General features: G+C 66.9%; 13 protein-coding genes. 7 read left to right on the forward strand and 6 right to left on the reverse strand.

Annotation, left to right across the window (positions count from 1 at the left end):
* The first annotated feature begins 400 nt into the window (after positions 1-400).
* The 4 genes from ileS (at position 401) to ndk (ending at position 6072) form a co-directional block, all read left to right on the forward strand.
* Positions 401-3742 (forward strand): isoleucine--tRNA ligase, encoded by a 3342-nt coding sequence (gene ileS / locus H4W27_RS04230; protein ID WP_192594823.1) that lies wholly within the window; start codon positions 401-403, stop codon positions 3740-3742.
* Complete coding sequence (locus H4W27_RS04235) at positions 3742-5118, forward strand: bifunctional folylpolyglutamate synthase/dihydrofolate synthase (protein WP_318782135.1); 1377 nt, start codon at positions 3742-3744, stop codon at positions 5116-5118. The genes ileS and H4W27_RS04235 overlap by 1 nt, the downstream gene beginning before the upstream one ends.
* 68 nt (positions 5119-5186) lie before the next feature.
* Positions 5187-5666: a DUF4233 domain-containing protein gene (locus H4W27_RS04240; RefSeq protein WP_192594824.1), complete on the forward strand. Its 480-nt coding sequence runs from the start codon at positions 5187-5189 to the stop codon at positions 5664-5666.
* Positions 5659-6072 carry a nucleoside-diphosphate kinase gene (gene ndk / locus H4W27_RS04245; RefSeq protein WP_192594825.1) on the forward strand — a complete coding sequence of 138 codons (414 nt, stop codon included), beginning with the start codon at positions 5659-5661 and terminating at the stop codon, positions 6070-6072. The genes H4W27_RS04240 and ndk overlap by 8 nt, the downstream gene beginning before the upstream one ends.
* Before the next feature lie 114 nt (positions 6073-6186).
* On the opposite strand, the gene H4W27_RS04250 is transcribed toward ndk, so the two are convergent.
* From H4W27_RS04250 to H4W27_RS04265, 4 genes are all read right to left on the reverse strand, one after another.
* Positions 6187-7227, reverse strand: coding sequence for an ABC transporter ATP-binding protein (locus tag H4W27_RS04250; protein WP_225938999.1), 1041 nt, complete (start codon positions 7225-7227; stop codon positions 6187-6189).
* A complete protein-coding gene (locus H4W27_RS04255) occupies positions 7224-8162 on the reverse strand; it encodes an ABC transporter permease (protein WP_192594826.1) in 939 nt (312 codons plus the stop codon). Before H4W27_RS04255 ends, H4W27_RS04250 begins: the two co-directional genes overlap by 4 nt.
* 155 nt (positions 8163-8317) lie before the next feature.
* Positions 8318-10435 (reverse strand): acyltransferase family protein, encoded by a 2118-nt coding sequence (locus H4W27_RS04260; protein WP_192594827.1) that lies wholly within the window; start codon positions 10433-10435, stop codon positions 8318-8320.
* A 63-nt stretch (positions 10436-10498) separates the two neighbouring features.
* Positions 10499-11626 carry a hypothetical protein gene (locus tag H4W27_RS04265; protein ID WP_192594828.1) on the reverse strand — a complete coding sequence of 376 codons (1128 nt, stop codon included), beginning with the start codon at positions 11624-11626 and terminating at the stop codon, positions 10499-10501.
* A gap of 203 nt (positions 11627-11829) precedes the next feature.
* Between H4W27_RS04265 and wecB the strand changes: the two genes are divergently transcribed.
* Positions 11830-13011: a non-hydrolyzing UDP-N-acetylglucosamine 2-epimerase gene (gene wecB / locus H4W27_RS04270; protein WP_192594829.1), complete on the forward strand. Its 1182-nt coding sequence runs from the start codon at positions 11830-11832 to the stop codon at positions 13009-13011.
* A 10-nt stretch (positions 13012-13021) separates the two neighbouring features.
* Complete coding sequence (gene smc, locus H4W27_RS04275; RefSeq protein WP_192594830.1) at positions 13022-16576, forward strand: chromosome segregation protein SMC; 3555 nt, start codon at positions 13022-13024, stop codon at positions 16574-16576.
* On the opposite strand, the gene H4W27_RS13545 is transcribed toward smc, so the two are convergent.
* The gene (locus H4W27_RS13545) at positions 16563-16772 is read right to left on the reverse strand and encodes a DUF1801 domain-containing protein (protein ID WP_225939000.1); all 210 of its coding nucleotides are present in this window, start codon (positions 16770-16772) and stop codon (positions 16563-16565) included. The genes smc and H4W27_RS13545 overlap by 14 nt on opposite strands.
* A gap of 49 nt (positions 16773-16821) precedes the next feature.
* On the reverse strand, positions 16822-17001 hold the full coding sequence (locus tag H4W27_RS13550; protein ID WP_225939001.1) for a hypothetical protein: 180 nt from the start codon (positions 16999-17001) through the stop codon (positions 16822-16824).
* 104 nt (positions 17002-17105) lie between these two features.
* Between H4W27_RS13550 and H4W27_RS04285 the strand changes: the two genes are divergently transcribed.
* Positions 17106-18320: an MFS transporter gene (locus H4W27_RS04285; RefSeq protein WP_192594831.1), complete on the forward strand. Its 1215-nt coding sequence runs from the start codon at positions 17106-17108 to the stop codon at positions 18318-18320.
* Positions 18321-18356 lie beyond the last annotated feature (36 nt).

The following is an 18356-nucleotide window of genomic DNA, read 5'->3' on the forward strand; positions in this document are numbered from 1 at the left end:
TCGACCGTAACACACCCCGAATTTTCACCGACCTCCGCCATGGCGGGCCGATGGCCTTCCGGTGAGTCCCCGAGACCTCCCTCTCGGCACAGTGCGGAGGGGTCAGCGTGGCCCGGCGGCCACTGACCCAGTAGACTGGTCTCAGCAGCTTCGACCCGGCCATCACCGGCGAGCTTCCGGCAGAACAGGCACCTCGGCATCGCGCCGCACGGACCTCAGTAGAACCGGACGGGTAAGCCCGTCACAGCAGTCATGGAGAGGCCCGACGACGGCGCATCCCAGCTCCTCCCAGGAGTCAAGGGTGAAGAGTCGGCGGGCAAGCAAGGTGGTACCGCGCCCGACAGGCGTCCTTGTGAGCGTGTCAGACCATCAGCTCAGCACCACAGCAGGACGGACCTCCATGACTGAGAACAGCTCTCCCGTGTATCCACGCGCCTCTGCCCCCTCCGGCGGGCAGCGCAGGGTCCCAGCCTCCCCGCGGTTCCCCAAGATCGAAGAGGGAATCCTCGCGGAGTGGGAGCAGGACGGCACGTTCCAGGCCTCCATCGAGAACCGGCCCCCCGAGGACTCCACGGGGGAGCCGAACGAGTTCGTCTTCTATGACGGTCCCCCCTTCGCCAACGGACTGCCGCACTACGGGCATCTGCTGACCGGGTATGTCAAAGACCTCGTGGCCCGCTACCAGACTCAGCGGGGCCGCCGCGTGGAACGTCGCTTCGGCTGGGACACCCACGGGCTGCCTGCCGAGCTGACAGCCATGAAGGAACTCGGCATGACCGACAAGGCTGAGATCGAGGCGCTGGGCGTGGACAGGTTCAACGATGCCTGCCGTGCCTCAGTGCTGAAGTACACCGGGGAGTGGGAGTCCTACGTCAACCGTCAGGCCCGCTGGGTGGACTTCGAGAATGACTACAAGACCCTCAACGTCGACTACATGGAATCGGTCATCTGGGCCTTCAAGACGCTGCATGAGAAGGGCCTGACCTACCAGGGGTTCCGCGTGCTGCCGTACTGCTGGAAGGACGAGACCCCGCTGTCCAACCATGAGCTGCGCATGGACGACGACGTCTACAAGGAACGCCAGGATCCCTCGGTCACGGTCGCCTTCCCGATCACCGGCGGGGGGAGGCACGGGGATGCACTGGTCGGGGTCAATCTGCTGGCCTGGACCACCACCCCGTGGACCCTGCCCACCAACTTCTCAGTGGCCGTGGGACCGGAGGTCCAGTACGTGGTGGTCGAAGCCCCGGCCGATTCACCGCTGCCGGGTCGACATATGCTCGCCGCCGAGCTGCTCGGCGCCTATGCCAAGGACCTCGGCTTCACCGACGCCGAGCCCGGCGACGCGACCCAGACCACCGCGGCGGAAGACGCGGCCGCAGCCGTCGTCGCCCGCTATCCGGGCACGGACCTGGCGGACCTCGAGTACACCCCGCTGTGGGACTACTACACGGACACCGAGGCCTGGGGCACCCAGCACGCGTTCCGGGTGCTCGTGGAGGACTACGTCACGACCACCGATGGCACCGGTCTGGTCCACCAGGCCTCCGCGTACGGTGAGGAGGATCAGCGCTCCTCCGAGGAGGCCGGGATCCCGGTGATCCTCTCGGTGGACGAGGGCGCCCGGTTCCTGCCGATGTTCGCCCAGCCCACCGCCTCCGGCGGCACCGCGCTGGCGGAGATCGCCGGCGTTCAGGTCTTCGAGGCCAACCGCATCATCATCAATGAGCTTAAGGCCTCGGGCCGCCTGGTCCGCGAGGCGTCCTATGTGCACTCCTACCCGCACTGCTGGCGCTGCCGCAACCCGCTGATCTACAAGGCCGTGACGTCCTGGTACGTGGCGGTGACCCAGGTCAAGGAGCGGATGCTCGAGCTCAACGAACAGATCAACTGGATCCCGGGCAACGTCAAGCACGGTCAGTTCGGCAAGTGGCTGGAGAACGCACGGGACTGGTCCATCTCCCGCAACCGCTACTGGGGCAGCCCGCTGCCGGTCTGGGTCTCGGACGACCCCGAGCACCCGCGCACCGAGGTCTACGGTTCTCTGGAGGAGCTCAAAGAGGCCTTCGGCGACTATCCGCGCAACGCCGAGGGCGAACCGGATCTGCACCGTCCCTGGATCGATGAGCTCACCCGGCCGAACCCCGACGACCCGACCGGGCGCTCCACGATGCGCCGCGTGGAGGATGTCCTCGACGTCTGGTTCGACTCCGGGTCCATGCAGTTCGCCCAGGTGCACTACCCGTTCGAGAACTCCGAGTGGTTCGCCGAGCACCACCCGGCGGATTTCATCGTCGAATACATCGGCCAGACCCGCGGCTGGTTCTACACCATGCACGTCCTCGCCACCGCGCTCTTCGACCGCCCCGCCTTCACCAATGTGATCAGCCACGGGATCGTGCTGGGCTCCGACGGGCAGAAGATGTCCAAATCCCTGCAGAACTATCCGGACGTCTCCGAGGTCCTGGACCGCGACGGCTCCGACGCCATGCGCTGGTTCCTGATGGCCAGTCCGATCCTGCGCGGCGGCAATCTCGTGGTCACTGAGGAGGGCATCCGGGAGAGCGTCCGCCAGGTGCTGCTGCCGATGTGGAACGCGTGGCACTTCTTCGCGCTCTACGCCAACACTGCTGATGGCGGTGCCGGTTACCAGGCGAAACCAGTGGGAGCCGAGGACGTCGCCAGCCCGCTTGACCGCTATATCCTGGCCGCCACCGGCGACCTGGTCCGCGAAGTCACCGCCTCGCTGGACGCCTACGACGTCTCGAGCGCCTGTGAGTCGCTGCGCCGGTTCTCCGACACGCTGACCAACTGGTACATCCGCCGCTCGCGCTCGCGCTTCTACGCCGAGGACTTCGCCGCATATGACGTGCTCTACACGGTGCTGGAGACCTTCGCTCGGGTGGCCGCCCCGCTCCTGCCGCTGATCAGCGAGGAGATCTGGCGCGGTCTGACCGGAGGCCGCTCGGTCCACCTGGCCGACTGGCCTGACCCGGAGGACTACCTGCGCGACGAGCGCGCAGTGGAGCTGATGGAGCTGACCCGCACGGTGAGCTCCGCCGGCTCCTCGCTGCGGAAGCAGGCCAACCTCCGGGTGCGCCAGCCGCTGGCCAAGCTCAGCGTCGTGGTGCCGCAGGCCGAGGCGCTGGAGGGCACCTATCAGCAGATCATCGCCGACGAGCTCAATCTCAAAGCGGTGGAGCTGCTCGACGCCACCTCCACGAATCCCTCGGACTGGGGGATCGGCCAGCAGCTGGTGGTCAATGCCCGCGCCGTCGGACCTCGCCTGGGCAAACAGGTGCAGCAGGCCATCAAGGGGGCGAAGTCCGGGGACTGGTCAGTGGAGTCCGGAACGGTCACCGCAGGCGGTCTCGAACTCTTCGAGGGCGAATACACCCTGAGCACCACGGTCTCCGAGCAGCTGGGGGAGAGCGCCGTCACCGTCCTGGACGGGATCGGCGGCTTCCTGGTCCTGGACACGGCGCTGACCGAGGAGCTGATCGCCGAGGGCACGGCGCGTGACCTGATCCGCAGCATCCAGCAGGCCCGCAAGGACGCTGATCTGCAGGTCTCGGACCGGATCGAGACCACCGTCACCGCCGCGCCGGCTGTCGTGGCGGCGCTGCAGGCACACCAGCAGCTCGTCCGTGAGGAGACCCTCACGGTGGATCTGCACCCCGTTGCCTGCGAGACTGCAGCAGAGCCCAAGATTCATGTGTCCGTCGTCGAAGGAGCCCGGTAGTGGCAGAGGAACTCGATCAGTTCTCAGTGGCCAGCGTCTACGCTGAGCTGCTCTCCCGCGCGCCGGAGAACAAGATGGAACCGCGCATGGAGCCGATGTTCGAGGCGATGGACCTGCTGGGGGAGCCCAACAGGTCAGCCCCGGTCATCCACATCACCGGCACCAATGGCAAGACCTCCACGGCTCGGATGATCGAGGCTGGTCTGTTGGCCCACGACATCCGCGTGGGCCGCTACACCTCCCCGCATCTGTCCTCGGTGACAGAACGCATCTGCCTCGATGGACAGCCCGTGGATGACGAGACCTTCGTGCGGATCTGGGATGAGGTGCGCCCCTTCATCAGCATGGTCGATGAGTCGCTCAGCGGCCGCGGGGAGGTCCCGCTGACCTATTTCGAATGCGTGACCATCCTGGCCTTCGCCGTCTTCGCCGACGCGCCGGTCGATGTCATGGTGCTGGAGGTGGGCCTCGGCGGCATCACCGACGCGACCAATGTGGCCGACGGATCGGTCAGCGTGATCACTCCGATCAGCCTGGACCACACCGAGCTGCTGGGTGACGATGAGCGCGACATCGCGCTGGAGAAGGCCGGCATCATCAAGGAGCACGGCTTCCTCATCTCCGCCGCGCAGGTCCCCGCCGCCGCCGATGTGCTGCTTGCGCAGGCCCGGGAGAAGGCCGTGCCCTATCGCTTCGAAGGCGTCGAGTTCGGTGTGGAGTCCCGGGTCCCCGGAGTGGGCGGCCAGCAGCTGAGCGTCTCCGGCCTCGCCGGGCGCTACCCGGACATCCTGCTGCCGCTGCACGGCGCGCATCAGGCGGAGAACTTCGCTGTGGCCGTCGCCGCGCTGGAGGCGTTCATCGGCGGGGGCACTCAGGAGCTCAACATCGAGCACCTGCGGCTCGCCGCAGAGAACGTCACGGCCCCGGGACGCCTGGAGACCCTGCGGACAGGTCCCAGCATCATCATCGATGCCGCCCACAACCCGGCGGGGATCGAGGCCAGCGCGCAGGCGCTGAAGGAGAGCTTCGGCCTGTCCCGGCTGGTGCTGGTGGTGGGGATCCTGCAGGACAAGGACGCACGCGAGATGCTCACCTCGCTCTACAAGGAGTATGAAGGGCTGGTCGAGGACATCTGCTTCACACAGTCCACGTCGCCGCGGGCCATACCCGCCGGGCAGCTCGGCTCCCTCGCACTGGATGTGGGCTACGCAGAAGAAGACATCTACGTCACCGAACGGCTGGACGACGCCATCGACTGGGCGGTCGGACGCGCGGACCAGGCCGACCCCGGGCTGGTCGGGGGAGTGCTGATCACCGGATCTGTCACCGTGGTCGGTGAGGCGCGCACGCTGCTGGGCGCACCCGAGCCGACATGAGCGGGCCGGTGGACGAGTCGAAGAACGAGCCGGGGGGCGAACAGGGAGGAAAGAGGCAGGAGCGGAGCATGCCCAGACAGACCCGTGCACAGCGCGAATGGCGCCCTGGGCAGGTCAAGGCCCCACGATCGGTGAAGACGCTGTTCGCCTCCACTGTGCTGTGCCTGGAGGGGGTGCTGATGTTCTTCTTCAGCCTCGCGGCCTGGGGGCTGAACCAGAATGAGTGGTATGCCTGGTGGCTGCTGGGCGGATCGCTGCTTCTGGGGCTGGTCCTGATCCTGACCTGCGCCGTGCTGCAGCGTCCCGGCGGCTTCGTGCTCGGCTGGGTGCTGCAGTTCGTGATGCTCTTCGGCTTCATCGCCGTGGCGCTGGTGACCAGCACCGGTCTGATCGTCCCGCTCGCGGCGCTTCCCGGCGTGGCCTTCATGGTCTGCTGGTGGTACGCCGTGAACAAGGGCGAGCAGCTGGATGACGAGAAGATGGAGAGATTCCGGGCGGAAGAAGCCCTGGCACAAGAAGGCACTAGTGAGGAGAACAAAGATGACTGAACGTACCCTGATCCTGGTCAAGCCTGACGGCGTGGGCCGAGGCCTGACCGGCGAGATCCTGCGCCGGGTGGAGGCCAAGGGCTACCGAATCACCGCGCTGCAGCAGCTTGACGCCAGCACGGAGCAGCTGGCTCAGCACTACGCCGAACACGAGGGCAAGCCCTTCTACCAGCCGCTCGTGGACTTCATGCTCTCCGGGCCTGTGGTCGCCGCGGTCCTCGAAGGCGATCGGGTCATCGAGGGCTTCCGCTCCCTGGCCGGAAGCACTGAGCCGACGACGGCGGCGCCGGGCACCATTCGCGGTGACCTCGGCCGGGACTGGGGCGAGAAGGTGCAGAAGAACCTGGTCCACGGCTCGGACTCGGTGGAGTCTGCCGAGCGTGAGATCGGCATCTGGTTCAGCTGAGCCGCATCAGCATCTAGAGAGTGCATGAGGCTTCCAGAGAGTGCATGACTGAGGCCCGAGCCCGCCTGACGGGGCCCGGGCCTCAGTCATGTCTGTAGTCTGGGTCGCCTCCGGTCAGCGGATGCTGCTGGTCCCGGCCTTCTTGGGTCGCGTCCCATCGGTGAAATCCACCTTGATGGGGTTCAGCTGCAGGCGGGTGCGTTCGTAGACCACCTTCGCTGAGCGCATGCGGTCATTTGACTTGTGCGCGGTGTACTCCTCGTACTGCTGGCAGACCCACTGGGGGTCGCCGTCGGCGAGCATCTCGCCCTGTTCGATCCAGATGACACGGGTGCACATCTGCTTGATGGTCCCCAGCGAATGGGAGACCAGGAACACGCAGCCGGCCTTCGCCCGGACCTCGTCCAGGCGTTTCTTGGTGCGGGCGCGGAACTGGGCATCGCCGGTGTTCAGCGCCTCGTCGATCAGCAGGATGTCCGGGTCCACGGAGGTGGCGATGGCGAACTGGAGCCGTGATGCCATGCCGGAGGAGTATGTCTTCAACGGCATGTCCAGGGCATCGGAGAGCCCCGAGATCTCCACGATCTGATCGTACTTCGCGTCGGCCTGCTCGGGGGAGAGTCCCATGGCCAGACAGCCCAGGCGGATGTTCTCCTTGCCGGAGATGTCTTTGACCAGGGCGGCGTTGACGCCGAGCATCACGGGGGTGGAACTGGCATAGACCTCCCCGCTGGTGGGCCGGACCTTGCCGGTGAGCAGCTTGATCAGGGTGGACTTGCCGGAGCCATTGGTGCCGATCACGCCGATGGACTCGCCGCGGTTGACGATGAAGCTCAGGTTGGACAGGGCGGGGACCTCAGTCCAGCCTGCGCCGGTGACCTTCTTGACGGCGCGGGTGAACCGGCCCTGCGAGTGCTTGTACTCGGTGGAGGAGCGCACCCGGTAGGTCATCGAGGCGTCGTCGACGACCAGGCAGACATTCTTCGGGTCCACGGTCTGGACCACGGGAGTCTGCCGGGTGAACGGGTGGTCGTCCCAGCCGCCGTCTTCGGCCATGTCGTCGTCATCGAACTCGATGGCGAGGTCTTGGGCGATCAGGTCGGCGTCGGAGCTCCGATTCATCCTGCGCGGAACATACCGTGTCGAAGTGCTCATCGTTCCTTCCCGTAGCTCTCTTCACCCTGCCAGAAGATCAGGAATCCGATGATCACGGAGCCCACGGCCCAGGAGGCCAGGACGATCCAGCGGGCGGGATCGGCGAAGCCGTCATAGAGCCAGGCGTGCCGGATGATGTCGAGCACGCAGTACAGGGGGTTCAGGTTCATCACCGTGACGAGCCAGTCCGCGCCGATGTTCGACCAGCGGTCGGGGGAGAAGAAGACGGCCGAGGTGTAGAACAGGATCCGGGTGCCGAAGCTGATCAGGTGTTTGACGTCGGTGTGGGCGTTGACCGCGCGTGCAAGTGCCAGCGACCAGCCCAGCATGACCATCAGGGCAAGCGCGATGCAGGGGAAGAACAGCAGCCAGTGCCAGCTCAGCGCGACCGGGATCGAAGCAGCGCCGTCGAGCTTGATGTCTCCGATGGTCAGGACCAGCAGCCCCATGACGAAGAACATCGGCACGCTGGAGAAGAGCTCCCGGACCGTGGTGGAGATGACCAGGCAGGCCCGCGGGAAGTTGAAGGCCTGGACCACCTTCTGGTTCCCCGCGATGGCGTTCGCTCCGCCGGAGACCGCAGTGGTGAAGAAGCGGAAGGTGAAGACACCGATGATCAGGTATCCGATGAAGTTGTCGATGCCGCGGCCGGTGTTCAGCAGCAGGCCGAAGACGAAGAAGTAGGCGCAGCCCATCAGGATCGGGTTGAGGATCATCCATGAGCGGCCCAGCGAATCGGTGCTGTTCGCGGTGGAGACGCGTGAGTGGGAGTCGTAGTACAGGAAGTGGCGGAATGACCAGATCTCGCGGATGTAGCGGAAGAGGCCGGGGCGGGCGCCGACGCGGATGAGGCTGGTGCCATCGAGCTGGGCGATCCGTCGAGAGTCGTAGAAGTCCTCGGACTCCTCGGCGCGCTCAGTGGTCGGTGCGGCCATGGACGTTTTCCTTCCCTCTTGCCTCGATCCGGCGGGTATGCCGTCTCGCGCTCTGCGCCATTGCGCCTCGTCGTGCTGTCCCACGGAGTCCCCGGAGTCGAGGCTCAGGACCGGCTGAGCGCCTGCCAGTCTATCAGCGCCCGCCATCTGCGGGGTCAGCTGGCCTGGGATCCGAACAGCTGTGGAACAGATTCCTGCAGCTTTCGCTCCAGATGCGGGACCATCGTCTCCACGTATTCGTTGGTCAGATGATGACTATCACGGTAGACCAGAACGTTGCCGATGACTGCTGAGCACTGCTGCTGGGGACAGAAGTGGTCTGTGAGGTCCACGGTATAGGTGTTCTCCGGAAGCGTCAGCTCCGTGAGTGGGTCGGTGGACGCGAACTTCTCGAAGTCCGGTGCGCATTCGACCGCGTCCCCGCCCTCTGCCAGGCAGTCCGGGACGTTCTCCTCGGTGCGCGGGGTTCCGCGGAGCAGCAGCAGATCGGTCCCGGTGGCGGTGATCTCTTCCCAGCGGTCCGGCGCGCCGTCGTGGATCTCCTCGGTTCCGGGTTCTCTGGGGACAGCTGTGCCGGGGGTGACGACGAGATCTGGTTCGCGCTCGGCAAGGACCTCCGGGAACTCGTCGTTCCACTGATCGCAGGTCGATGGTTCCTCGGGGTCGTTGGCGCGGAAGACGCAGCCGCCCTTTGTGGAGACCAGCACCTCCCAGTTGTGCTTCTCTGCCAGCATGATCCATGCGTTGTGCCAGTGGCCCGCGTGGGAGCCGCCGGCCAGCATGATGGTCTTGGCGGGGTTCGTGGGCTGTGCGGAGTCCTCGCAGACCAGCACCTCGCCGGAGCCGGGGTCGTCCCCGGTGGGCTGGTGACAATCGGTGCGCGCGTATTCAGGCACGCGCCGGGAGATGCCGCCCAGCTCCGGGTAGAACTCCACATCCCGTGCCGAATCATCTGCGCTGATGATGTCCGCACCCGGATAGAGGATCCGGTCCACACCGGCCATGGCGAGCCCATCCTCTTCGGGAGCTGTGGTCAGCTGCACGTAGGTGGTCGTCGCGGCGGCTCCGATCAGCAGAGTGCCTGCCGCCAGTGCCACTGTCATGCGTCCGGCGGACCGGTGTCCTGCGCTCGAGTCTCGCCGGGGTCTGCGGGCGAGGGGCTGCTCGATGAACCTCTGCGTCAGCCAGCCCAGCAGGAGCGAGACGCCCAGCACCAGGATCGTGTCCGCTGCGCTCAGCGCCTCGTCTCCGCGGAGTTCCAGCATGAAGATCACCAGGGGCCAGTGCCAGAGGTAGAGGCCATAGGCGATGTCGCCGAGACGGCTGAAGGGCGCCGTGGAGAGCAGGCCCTGCGCTGTCGTCAGAGTCCGCTGGCGGTCTCCGCCGGGGCCGGCGGAGGCCATCACGAGCGCAAGACCCGCCAACGGCCAGAGCGCCCACGGACCCGGGAACATCGAGGCTCCGTCGAGCAGGAACCCACAGCTGATGATCAGCGCGAGCCCGGTCCAACCGGCAGCGGTCCGGAGCCGCTCCGGGACCATGAGTCGGGCCCCGAGCAGGGCGAGCAGTCCACCGAACCCGAGCTCCCAGATCCGCGTCTGTGTCAGCAGATAGGCCTCTGCCTGGCTCTGCTGGTGCATATACAGCGCAAAGCCGAAGGATGAGGCCATCAGCATGACGACGAGGCCAGTCATCGCGGTGGTGGGGGAGAAGCGGGAACGCCGTGCCATCCAGACGGCGAGCAGCGCCACGAGGGGCCAGATCAGGTAGAACTGTCCCTGGACGGAGAGGGACCAGAAATGTTGGAAAGGACTGGTCTCTGCGCCGGCGGCCTCGTAGGAGAGCTGGGAACGGATGAGTTCGAAGTTCTCGAAATAGAGCAGGGAGGCACGCGCCTCGGTCACGAGCTGCCCGTGCCGCGTGAGCGGCAGCAGGAGCAGACCGACAAACGTGGTGACGAGGATGACCAGCGCGGCGGGCGCCAGGATGCGCCGGGCCAGCCGACCGAAATAGCGCAGGAAGTCGACCCGGCCTGTGGTCCCGGCCTCACGCAGGAGCATGGCGGTGAAGAGGAAGCCCGAGATCGCGAGGAAGATGTCGATGCCCCCGGAGACCCGGCCTGCTCCGAAGAGGTGGAACAGCACGACGCCGGCAATGGCGAGACCGCGCAGGCCATGCAGCTCAGGGCGGTAGCGGCGCTCGGGCAGACCGTCCCGGACCCGTTCCGGATTCATGGGCGCGCGCGGAGACCGGGCGAGTGTGGGAGGGAACATCGTATTCCAGGGTATATGAAGCCACCCCTGAGGCCTGCCCGGCCGCCCGGGCCGGACAGGCGGTCAAACCTTGGATGCGATGAGCATCTGATTGATGATGTGGGCGGCCGGGGCGTGCCAGCTGCCGAAAGCGGGATAGCGATGCAGGGCCATGTCCGCGGCGTCGTTGATATCTGTGACCACGGCCTCCGCACCATGCGTCAGGTCCGCGACTCGAAGGTCGACCCCTCCGGCCCGGAGCCCCGGCAGCGCCCAGAGTGCATCTACGGCAAGCTGTCGGAGAGACCGTCCCAGCTTCGCAGTGACATCGAGCGTCATGCCTCCGGCAGCCGGGTCTGAGGTGCCACTGATGTCGTGAATGTCGCCAGCCGCGAGTACTTCGCCCGCGTCGAGGCCGAGCTCCGAGAGGGACTCGGCGGAGACGTCAGGCGGTGTCTGTGCGAGATAGCTGTTTCGACTGCGCCCATCAACTGCAGCGCCAGCGAGGACGCCCACGGTGGAGCTTCCGTCGCCCACGATGAACAGCGGCAGTTGGGCGAGAGCGCTGATCACCGTCTCTCCCACGACGTATACGCGGATGTCGAGGCCGGGCTCGCGCTGTTCGAGGTGGATACCAGGTGAATGCGCGGTCTTGAGCTTGTGCTCCGTCTGCGCAAACTCCCAGGCGGGATAGAGAGCTGACTCCTCCTCTATTCCCTCGGAGACACCGCCTCCACGTGGTCCCACTGACGGAGTGACCGTGACGGGTCCCGAGAGTCCCCGAAAGAATCGTGCGCCTGCTTCAGTCTCCTCAGGTGCGAAGGTGCGGCCGACAGGCGTGGGGAGACCCATCGCTTCGAGATGTGCCTTGACCAGCGGTCGCGAGGCCATCGCCGACTTGGCGAGGTCGCTCGTCAGTGAGGTGGTGAGCTGATGAAAGCCCCCGATGACGGCACCGTTCTGTGTGAAGGTGCGGTACCCGTTGTAGACCTCCCGCTTGATGACCTTGTTCTTCCTGGCGGCGTCGAGGAGAAGACGGTTGTGAGTTCGGAACGTCGGAAACTCCTGGGGGGCGTTCCAATCGATCGTGCTGTACTTCTCCAACAGACGGCGTGCTGGAGCGGTCGCTGTTCGGAACCGTTCCGCGTGGCGGGCGCGTTCGAGCCGCCGACCCGTGTCCGATAAGGAGGTCGTGTCCATTTCACTGCCCATGGCCGAGACTCTCCTGGTCGGTGCTTGCTGGAATAGGTTCGGAACTATTCTAAGGTGCTGGGCCTCGGAGGAGTTCCCGGGCACGTGCTCGCCGATGCGGATAGGCTTGTGGAGTCGAGGTGGAGCAGGCGTCAGCCGCTGCACGCGTTTAGCCGCAGAATCCGTCTCACCTGGGCGGTACCAGCGAAAGAGGAACTCACGTCATGAAGAGAATCATGCCCATCTATGGGACCCGGCCCGAGGCCATCAAGATGGCCCCGATAGTCAAGGCCCTGCAGGCCAGTGATCTGTTCGAGTGCGAGGTGACTGTCACCGGGCAGCACCGCGAGATGCTGGACCAGGTCAATGACCTCTTCGGCATCACCCCGGACCACGACCTCAACATCATCCAGCCGAGACAGACCCTCAATGGGGTGCTGACCCGGACCGTCACCGGCCTGGACGCGCTCTTCGCGCAGAACAAGCCGGACGCCGTCGTCGTCCAGGGTGATACCACCACCACGACCGCCGGGGCGATGGCCGCGTTCTACTCCGGGATCCCGGTGATCCATGCCGAGGCGGGGCTGCGATCGTTCAACCTCTATTCCCCGTTCCCTGAAGAGGCGAACCGGAAGATGACCAGCCAGATCACCGCGCTGCACCTGGCTCCCACCTCACAGTCCCGGGACAACCTGCTGCGCGAGAACCTGCCTGCCGAGGACATCGTGGTCACCGGCAACACTGTCATCGACGCCCTCCTGGAGGTCGCGCAGAAGCATGTCCCCTTCGTAGACGCTCAGTTGGAGGAGGCGGCGGCCTCAGGCCGTGAGGTGCTGCTGGTCACCACACACCGGCGGGAGAACCAGGGTTCCGCGATGGAAGGGGTCGGCCGAGCGCTGGCACGTCTGGCCAACCGGTACCCCGAGAAGCTGATCGTGCTCCCGGCGCACCGCAACCCCGTGGTGCGCGAGGCTATCCTGCCTGCACTGGCCGGCCACGAGAACGTGATCGTCACCGAGCCGCTGCCCTATGGGGAGTTCACCCGGCTGATGAACCTGGCCACCGTGGTGCTGACCGACTCGGGCGGGGTCCAGGAGGAGGCGCCCTCACTGGGCAAGCCGGTGCTGGTGATGCGAGAGAACACTGAGCGTCCCGAGGCGGTGGACGCGGGAACTGTGCGGCTCATCGGCACCTCAGAGGAGCGCGTGGTGGAAGAGGTCGCGGCCCTCTTCGACGACCCAGCGGCCTATGCGGCCATGGCGAATGCGGTCAACCCCTATGGTGATGGCCAGGCGGCAAGTCGCACGGTCGCCGCGATCGCATCGATGTTCGGTCTCGGTGACCGGCTCCAGGACTTCCACCCGCAGGAGAGCTCCGCCGCGGCCACCCGCTCCGAGCAGGTGTGAGCACGCAGCCGTGCACCTGAAGACCCTGACCGTCCGCGGCTTCAAGTCCTTCGCCTCGGCCACGACCTTCGAGTTCGAACCCGGGGTCACCGCTGTGGTCGGCCCCAACGGTTCGGGCAAGTCCAACGTGGTCGACGCGCTGGCCTGGGTCATGGGAGAGCAGGGCGCCAAATCCCTGCGCGGGGGCACCATGGAGGACGTGATCTTTGCGGGCACCACCGACAGGCAGCCCCTGGGTCGCGCTTCGGTCTCGCTGACCATCGACAACTCCGACGGCGCGCTGCCGATCGAATACTCCGAGGTCACCATCTCCCGGACGATGTTCCGTGCCGGAGGCAGCGACTACACGATCAATGGCGCCAAATGCCGCCTGCTCGACATCCAGGAGCTGCTCTCGGACTCTGGCCTGGGGCGGGAGATGCACGTGATCGTGGGCCAGGGGCAGCTGGACCAGATCCTGCAGGCCACTCCGGAGCAGCGCCGCGGGTTCATCGAAGAGGCTGCCGGGGTGCTCAAGCACCGCCGGCGCAGGGAACGCAGCGTGCGCAAGCTGGAATCCATGGGCACGAACCTGTCCCGCCTCGAAGACCTGATCAGCGAGATATCGCGTCAGCTGGCTCCCCTGGGCAGGCAGGCGCGAGTTGCTCGGCGTGCCCAGCAGATCCAGCATGACCTGCGCGATTCGCTCTCCCGGCTGATCGCCGACGACCTCGTCCACGCGGCCACGGCGCTGCAGGAGTCCAGCCAGGGTGAACACCAGGATCGAGAACGCGCCGAACAGCTCAGAGCAGTTCTGGAGTCCAAGGACGCGGAGCTGAGCAGGCTGGAAGGTCTCTCGGCAGCCCAGCGCCAGCACAGCGAGAAGCTCCTGGCGGGGCAGCACCGACTCGAGCAGGTCCAGGAGCGTCTCCGCTCGGTCGGATCCCTGGCCCAGGAGCGCGCGCGCAGCCTTCGTGCCTCCGCAGTCGTGCCGGAGAACGGCAGAGATCCCGAGCAGCTGAGAGCGCAGGCGGACAGCGTCACCGAACAGGCCGAAGCACTGCACCGCGACGTGGCGACCGCCCGCGAGCGGCTTGAGTCATGCTCCGCCGAACGTGCTCGTGCAGAGGTGGCCCTCAAGGCCGAGGAGACGCGGCTGACCGAGCAGCTGCGAGCCGTGGCCGACCGCCGCGCGGGGCTCGCAACGCTGCGCGGGCGGATGGACACCGCACAGGGCCGGATCGACGCCGCACAGGCCCGCCGCCAGCGCGCACAGCAGCAGCGCCACGACGCACGCCGCGCTCGCGACCATGCGAACGGTGAGTTCGCAGAGCTCGAACAGCGCATCGCCGGAGTCGAGACCGGCGAGGAGGACCTCGACGCAGCCTACGAGGCGGCCCATCAGCGCCTCGAGGCGCTGCGCGCGAGCTACGACGAGCAGCTCTCCGAGCAGCAGCGGCTCACCGGGGCGATCGGTGAATACCGTGCGCGTCTCTCCGGACTCTCTGCGGCGCTGACGCCCCGCGACGGTGCCGCAGAGCTTGTTCGCGCGCGTCCCGAGGACGTCGACGCGCCGCTGGCGCAGCGACTGGGCATCACCCGCGGCTGGGAGATCGCGATCGCCGCCTGCCTCGGCAGCCTGGACTCGGCGCTGGTCACCCGCGACGCACAGACTGCCGCTGCCGCATTGGCCTGGCTCGCCGGCCAGGACGCCGGGCGGGCCCACCTGGTGTATCCGCCGTCGGCCCCGGAGCTCGCGGCGGAGGACCCGGCCAGTACTCCTGTCACGGAGGCCGCGCTGCCCGCTGGTGCCCGCTGGGCCCTCGATGCTGTCACTGCCCCGGCAGATCTGACGGGTGTTCTGGGCGCCGCGCTTGTCGGCGTCGTCCTCTGCGCCGATCTGGAACAGGCGGAGGGACTGCTGGTTCGCGAAGAGGTCACCACTGCCGTCACCGTCTCAGGCGAGATCCTGCGCGCGGGGGAGCGCATCGGCGGCACCGCGCTGGCGAACTCTGATGTCGCGATCACCGCACAGATCAATGAACTGACGAAGACCCTGCAGGAGTCCGAGGCCGAGCTCGCGCGTCGCGCCGCGCGGACGGCCGACGACGAGGCAGAGGTCAGCGCGGCCGAGCTCAAGGTCGAGGAGACCCTGCAGGCCCTGCACGCCAATGACGCCGAGCTCCACGCCACCACGGAACAGCTCGGACGGCTCAACGCTGAGCTCCAGCGGGCGGCCGAGCGGATCACCAGCGCCGAGCAGGAGATCCACGCGGCCGAGGAAGCCGGGGCTGAGGCGCAGCAGCAGTGGGACGAGGCCTCCGCCCGGCTCGAGGCCGCGCAGGGCGAGGATGTCGAGGAGGACCCCTCCACTGAGGAGCGGGACCGGCGCGCAGAGTCTGCCTCCGCACAGCGCCGCGAGGAGGTGGACGCCCGCCTGGAGCTGCGCGCCGCGGAGGAGCAGCACAAGCAGATGCTCGAGCGGGCAGCCGCACTGCGCCGCAGCGCCGCGGCGGAGGAGTCACGCCGCAAAGAGGCCCGCAGGATCGCGCAGACGCGCAACGAGCGCGCGGTCCAGGCCGAAACCATCCATGGCGAGGCCGCAGAGGCGGTGGAGTCGCTCGAGGCGGTGCTTCAGCGCACCCAGGCCGCACGCAGCTGCGCAGATGAGGCCGCACAGGAGACCGCAGAGGGCACCCGCGAGCTGCGCGCCACGCGCAGGCTTCAGGCACAGGAGCTGGAGAGCGTCACCGGACGGCTCCACCAGGCGGAGCTTCGCCGCACGGAGCTGAGGCTTGCTCTGGAGGCCGCAGAGGCGCGCGGGCTCGAAGAGCTCAGCCTCACCCCGGAATACCTGATCGAGCACTACGGACCCGATCAGGCCGTGCCCGAGGCGGACGCCGAGCGACCCTTCGTGCGGGGCGAGCAGGAGACGCGGCTCGCGCAGGCTCGCCGGGACCTCAAGGCGCTGGGCAAGGTCAATCCGCTTGCGCTGGAGGAACACTCGGCTCTGGAAGAACGACACACCTACCTGCAGGAGCAGCTGGCGGACCTGAAGAAGTCCCGCCAGGACCTGCTGGACATGATCGCCGACGTGGATGCCACCGTGGAGCAGGTCTTCACCGAGGCCTGGCTGGACACGAAGGTGCAGTTCGAGCGGGTCTTCGGACGGCTCTTTCCCGGGGGCGAGGGCCGGCTCGAGCTGACCAACCCGGAGGACATGCTCAACACCGGCATCGAGGTCCAGGCCCGGCCCCCCGGCAAACGGATCCGCCGGCTCTCCCTGCTCTCCGGCGGGGAACGCTCGCTGACCGCCGTCGCTCTCCTGGTGGCGATCTTCAAGGCACGTCCGAGTCCCTTCTATGTGATGGACGAGGTGGAGGCCGCCCTCGATGACACCAACCTCTCCCGACTGCTGGTGATCTTCGAGGAGCTCAGGGAGTCCTCGCAGCTGATCATCATCACGCACCAGAAGCGCACGATGGAGATCGCGGACGCGCTCTACGGTGTGTCCATGCGTCAGGACGGCTCCACCCGGGTGGTGTCCCAGCGGCTGACTGCGGCCGAGCAGGTCACGGCGCCGTAGCGTCCCCACCGTCTCTGGCGCGCTGGGTGAAGGTGCCCGCCGTCAGGGTCCGGCAGGAGGACGTGATGATCGCCTCGAGCCCCTTCAGATCCACCTGATCGAGGCTCGGCAGATAGATGCACCCGACTCCGGTGCTGTGCGGACCCAGCGTCGCAAGCGCCTCGGCATGGGCTCCGACCCCGTCCGGCAGGTACACGACTGTGGACGTTCGGCGGGGAGCGAATGCCGCCGCAGGTGCATTCCCCTCACGGGCCCGAGGCATATCGGTAGTGGTAGGACCCGAACCCGATGATGCGCCCCCAGAGCACCGGGGTGTGGCCCGTGGCCTTCTGCATCAGCGGCACAAGCCTGAGGGCGTCGCGCTGCCGGGCCGCGGGCACCACTGAGGAGATGAAATCGTCCACGCTGCCGCCGGAGGGTTCCATGGGAGTCCTTTCGCCGTCAATCCAGTATGCGCGCGGGGAATGCCGATCCCTACTGTTGGGTTGAGCAACAAGGATCATTGATGGGTTGAACAAGGAGCGGCTGGATGACACGCGAGACGAAGACTGCGATCCCTTCTGAGCTGAAGGTCATGATCCTCGCGGCCTTCGTGATCGCGATCGGGTTCGGGATCGTGGCGCCGATCCTGCCGCAGTATGCCTCGGACTTCGGTGTCTCCGCGATGGCCGTCTCCGCCGTCGTCTCGGCCTTCGGGCTGTTCAGGCTGCTGTTCGCCCCCGCCTCGGGCAAGCTCACCCAGTGGCTGGGGGAGACCCCCGTGTACGTGATCGGCCTGCTGATCGTCGCCGCCTCCATGATCGCCACCGCGTTCGCCCCCAGCTATGAGCTGCTGCTGATCTTCCGTGCGCTGGGCGGCATCGGCTCGACGTTCTTCACGGTCTCGGCCATGACCTTCATCGCCAGGAAATCCCCTCCCACGATCCGCGGCCGGGTCTCCGGGGCGTACGCCTCGGCGTTTCTGATCGGCAGCGTGGCCGGGCCCCTGGTCGGTTCCGGGCTGCTGGTCTTCGGACAGCGGGTCCCGTTCCTGGTCTATGGCGGCGCGCTGGTGATCGCGGCGATGATCGTGTTCTTCATGCTGCGGCAGTCGCGGCTGGAGGACCGTGGCCGGAAGGAGGACCGGGAGAAGGCCACCCTGGCGGAGGCCTGGCAGAACCGCGGCTACCGCGCCGCGCTGACTGCAGGCTTCGCCAACGGCTGGGCGACCTTCGGGCTGCGCAACTCCGTCGTGCCGCTCTTCGCGGCCTCCGCCTTCGTGGGGTCGGGGTGGTTCCTCGATTCCAGCCAGCTGGCGGGAGTCGCGCTGGCCACCTTCGCCGCAGGCAATGTGGCCGCCGTGCTGGTGTTCTCCCGGCGATCCGATCGTCATGGACGACGGCGGCCCATCATCATCGGGCTGATGATCTCCGCGGTCGCCACGGGCTTTCTCGGGCTGGCGCCGAGCCCGCTGTGGCTCCTGCTGCTGAGCGTGATCGCCGGGGTCGGGACCGGGCTGATGAACCCCGCACAGCAGGCAGCCATCGCAGACATCGTCGGTTCCGGACGCAATGGCGGGTCTGTGGTCTCCACGTTCCAGATGACCCAGGACCTCGGTTCGATCATCGGTCCGCTGCTGGCAGGGTTCCTGGTGGATCAGCTGGGGTATTCGTGGGCCTTCGGCGTGACGGGAGTGATCCTGATGATCGGCGCGCTGGCCTGGTCCCGGGCCCCGGAGACGCTGGAACCTTCCACCGAACACTGAGCCTGGCCCAGGAGGCCGAGCTAGGAGCTCGGCGGC

This window comes from Nesterenkonia lutea (assembly GCF_014873955.1).
GTDB lineage: Bacteria > Actinomycetota > Actinomycetes > Actinomycetales > Micrococcaceae > Nesterenkonia > Nesterenkonia lutea.

What these genes read in the sequence shown, in the direction of transcription:
- ileS (WP_192594823.1), top strand. Translation starts at nt 401, where the DNA reads ATGACTGAGAACAGCTCTCCCGTGTATCCACGCGCCTCTGCCCCCTCC.
- H4W27_RS04240 (WP_192594824.1), top strand. Translation starts at nt 5,187, where the DNA reads ATGCCCAGACAGACCCGTGCACAGCGCGAATGGCGCCCTGGGCAGGTC.
- ndk (WP_192594825.1), top strand. Translation starts at nt 5,659, where the DNA reads ATGACTGAACGTACCCTGATCCTGGTCAAGCCTGACGGCGTGGGCCGA.
- H4W27_RS04250 (WP_225938999.1), bottom strand. Translation starts at nt 7,227, where the DNA reads ATGAGCACTTCGACACGGTATGTTCCGCGCAGGATGAATCGGAGCTCC.
- H4W27_RS04255 (WP_192594826.1), bottom strand. Translation starts at nt 8,162, where the DNA reads ATGGCCGCACCGACCACTGAGCGCGCCGAGGAGTCCGAGGACTTCTAC.
- H4W27_RS04260 (WP_192594827.1), bottom strand. Translation starts at nt 10,435, where the DNA reads ATGTTCCCTCCCACACTCGCCCGGTCTCCGCGCGCGCCCATGAATCCG.
- H4W27_RS04265 (WP_192594828.1), bottom strand. Translation starts at nt 11,626, where the DNA reads ATGGGCAGTGAAATGGACACGACCTCCTTATCGGACACGGGTCGGCGG.
- wecB (WP_192594829.1), top strand. Translation starts at nt 11,830, where the DNA reads ATGAAGAGAATCATGCCCATCTATGGGACCCGGCCCGAGGCCATCAAG.
- H4W27_RS13550 (WP_225939001.1), bottom strand. Translation starts at nt 17,001, where the DNA reads ATGGAACCCTCCGGCGGCAGCGTGGACGATTTCATCTCCTCAGTGGTG.
- H4W27_RS04285 (WP_192594831.1), top strand. Translation starts at nt 17,106, where the DNA reads ATGACACGCGAGACGAAGACTGCGATCCCTTCTGAGCTGAAGGTCATG.